Source organism: Dermacoccus sp. GAS27A, assembly GCF_044909235.1.
Lineage (GTDB): Bacteria > Actinomycetota > Actinomycetes > Actinomycetales > Dermatophilaceae > Dermacoccus > Dermacoccus nishinomiyaensis.
In genome coordinates this window covers 1-3421 of sequence record NZ_JBIYDW010000022.1, presented here as the reverse complement: position 1 = coordinate 3421, position 3421 = coordinate 1, and the positions used below count along the sequence as shown (strand labels likewise).

The following is a 3421-nucleotide window of genomic DNA, read 5'->3' as shown; positions in this document are numbered from 1 at the left end:
CTTCCGCGCGTGGGTTCCGAAACCTCATCAACTATCGCTAGGCCACTACTCAAAGCCGGCGACTTCCAGACCGCGACTACACCCTCGATTGGGATGAGCCGGTTAACTCCCGGCTGGGTAACGACGCTACGCAGCCATCACCCATCGAATCGCTGCTGTGCCAACGCGCCCCAGGCGCTCATCACCCGGCCGCGAATGCAGCTGCAGTTCGCTTCGCGCCCAAGACGGAAGAACCGCGACCGCGCCACGTACAAGGAGCGAGTAACCCGGCCGCGCACCGCGTGGAAGAGGCGGGTCGCGCAGGAGGAAGTGTTGAGCATCGAGGCAGTCCCTCGTCGCGTGCAGCGCAGGCCGGTACGTCGCCAGCTGCTCGAGCATGGCGACCATCGTTGTCGGGGCGTGCGTCACCCCGAGCAGCTGCGCCGAGTGGCGTGCCTGGTCGACGTAGGTGTCGTACTGCGCGGCATCGAGGTGTACGTGTCCATACAGCTGGTGGGCGCGCGCGAAGCAGAACGTCTCGGCGACGTGCACCCACCGCAGCAGGTCCGGGTCGCCCGCGCGGTAGGGGGTGGCTTCGAACGTGCCCGTGACGGTCTCGTGGATGCGTCGCACCGCGGCGATCATGGCTTCGGCGTGTTCGATCGTGCCGAACGACGTCGTCGCGATGTAGTGGCTGGTGCGCTGCAACCGACCCCACGGGTCGGATCGGTAGCCGCTGTGCTGGGCGACGCCGGCCATCGCAAGCGGATGCAACGACTGCAGCAGCAAGGACGCGAGGCCCCCGATGAACATGGAGGCGTCGGCGTGCACGATCCACAACGGGTCGTTCTCGTCGAACCAGCGAGGCCCGGGCGAGTCCCAGATGCGGGCGCGCGCCCGCTCCGCGTCGGGCCCGGCCACACCGTCACGCAGCTTTAGCGACAACTGGCGCCGAAGAGCAAAAACCGCATCCATGCGCCCATCGTGCCAGGCCCCCATCACACCCACGGACGGCACGTACACGCTCGCACCACAAGCTGCTTCCCAGCCGTCGGCTGCGAACGCGCCGCCCCGCATGCCTCCGGCCCCCCGGTCGCTCAGCACCAACATGACGACTCGAGCGCTGACAAACAGAGGACCATACGATGCCGATGTACGACCTGAGGTCGGCTCTGCAGGACGATCCGGTGGCAGGCGATGAATGAGGCCCTGGGCAAGAAAACCTGGCGTCTTCGTGGGCCAGGCTGGAGTGCGCTGCGCGTGTTAGGGCGAAGGCGCGTCGGATCGTATCTGTACGTCCCCTATTGTCCGGTCTGTGCGAGCCAAGCGGCCCTGACGGAGGCGGTGCGTGCTACCGCCGGTCACCGCCATCCAAGAATGACGTACCCGCGCGGCAAGATGGAAGCCATGAACCTCACCCGCCCCGAAACCACGCACGACGTCGTCATTATCGGCGCGGGCAACGCCGGCATCGCGCTGGCCGCTCGGCTACGTCGTGACGATCCCGATCTGGACATCGCCATCGTCAGCCCCGAAGGGCTGCACACCTATCGCCCGCTGCTTTCCTACGTTGGTGCAGGGCTTGCGACGCTGCGCAGGGCGCAACGGCCTCAAAGCAAGCAGATCCCTGCGGGATGCACTTGGTATCGCGAATCGGTCGTCGAGTTGACCCCCGCTCCAGTCTCAGGCGAGGTGGACGCGACAAGCGCGCATCAGGTGCATACAGATGCCGGACGGCGTATCAGCGCCACCGACGTCGTCGTGTGCCCCGGCACCCATATTGACTGGGACGCCACCCCCGGACTGCGTCAGGCATGCGCTTCACCTCACGCCTCGACGAACTACGAGCCGACCATGGCCAGCGCAACATGGGACATGCTCAAGAACCTGCGCCAGGGCAACGCGGTGTTCACCATCTCGAGCCGCAACGCACCCTGCCCGTCCGTTGGCCTAAAGCCACTGTTTCTCGCCGCGGACCATTGGCGCCGCGAAGGGCGCCTGGAGAACATCACGATGACCGTGCTCAACGAGAACAGCGACTTCACCGGCCTACCCCGCGCGAACAACGAGATCGACTCCCGCCTGCGACGCCTTGGTGTCCACGTGCGTTCCGGTATCACCGTTGAATCCATCGACGCAGACTCGCGCCACGTCACCACGCGCGACGTCGACGGCAACGCTACTCATTGGCCCTACGACGCGTTGCACGTCGTACCAGCCCACCGTGGCCACGACTGGGTCGCCGACGCGGGTATCGCTCGACCCGGGACAGGCCTGATTGACGTCGACGAGCGCACCCTGCATCACCGGCGAAACGACGGGATTTGGTCACTAGGGGACGCCGCGCAACTCGGTACCGCCTCCTCTGGTGGCGGTCTACGACGCCAGGTCCCCGTCCTCAGTGACAACCTCATCGCACGCCGCAACGGCAAACCCCTCGCGGCCCGCTATGACGGGTACAGCGTCGCACCAATCCCGATCGATCGTCGCCGCCTCATCTTGGCAGAGTGGGACCGTCAGGGCCACGAGGAACAGACCCTGTCATTCATCTCTCTGGCGCGGCCCAGAATGGCCACTTTCGCCTTCGACCTCTTCGCCCAACCGCTGATCTACTGGCATCGCCTCCTGAAGGGGAAATGATCCGGGCAAGAGCGGGTCAAGCGCCTCGGTCGAGACCATCAGCGAGTAGGTATCGAGCGTGCCTGGTTGCGATCGGCAGCGCGGCAGTCAGTGCCACAGCGGGAACCGACACGGCATTGGCCTGCTGCTTATAGAACCCGCAAGTTGCATGTCTCGCCCCGCCGATAGCTGATCGGCAGGGGTCGTCTCTGCACACCGAGCAGCAGGGTGCTCAGATGCGACCCCCAGCGTCTCTCAGAGGTGTGCAAAACCCTTGGCCAAACTCAGGGCGCCAAAACCGTCTCCAGATGATGCGTTTTGCACTCCGCGTGCGTGGAGCCAACTGATGATGACGTGAACGTGTGGCAGCGAGCCGGGGCTTATCTCCGAGTGCACGGGGCCGACACGCCGCATGGCGCGTCACCTCAACCGAGTTCGGGCTCGTCTCTGCGTGTATGGGGCCGATCTGCGGAGGGTGAACCCGTGGCCACACGAACCGGGCTCATCTCCGCGTGCGCGGGGCCGACTTGACGATGAGGATGCCGAACTCGGTGCCGGCGGGCTCATCTCCCCGTGCGCGGGGCCGACGATCACCCCAGCCACAGCGGGCGGTGACCCCGGGGCTCATCTCCGCGTGCGTGGGGCCGACATCTTGAGTAGCGCGCCGCGGTTCGGTTTGTTGGGCTCATCTCCGCGTGCGCGGGGCCGACCCTTGCGGGGTGCTGTGTTTGAAGCGCCCTGAGTTTGTTGGAGACTCCTGACCTTGGAAACGAGGATGGGGTTATGCCGAAGGAACTGGCGAATGGGAAGCCGACGACGCGTC

The 3421-nt window shown here is 65.6% G+C and carries 2 protein-coding genes; one reads left to right on the top strand and one right to left on the bottom strand.

Annotated elements, in window-relative coordinates; translation table 11 throughout:
- Nucleotides 1-126: 126 nt before the first annotated feature.
- A complete protein-coding gene (locus tag ABH936_RS14010; protein WP_040015183.1) occupies nt 127-954 on the bottom strand; it encodes an oxygenase MpaB family protein in 828 nt (275 codons plus the stop codon).
- A gap of 432 nt (nt 955-1386) precedes the next feature.
- On the opposite strand from ABH936_RS14010, the gene ABH936_RS14005 reads away from it, so the two are divergent.
- Nucleotides 1387-2619 carry an NAD(P)/FAD-dependent oxidoreductase gene (locus tag ABH936_RS14005; protein ID WP_040015184.1) on the top strand — a complete coding sequence of 411 codons (1233 nt, stop codon included), beginning with the start codon at nt 1387-1389 and terminating at the stop codon, nt 2617-2619.
- Nucleotides 2620-3421: the final 802 nt, after the last annotated feature.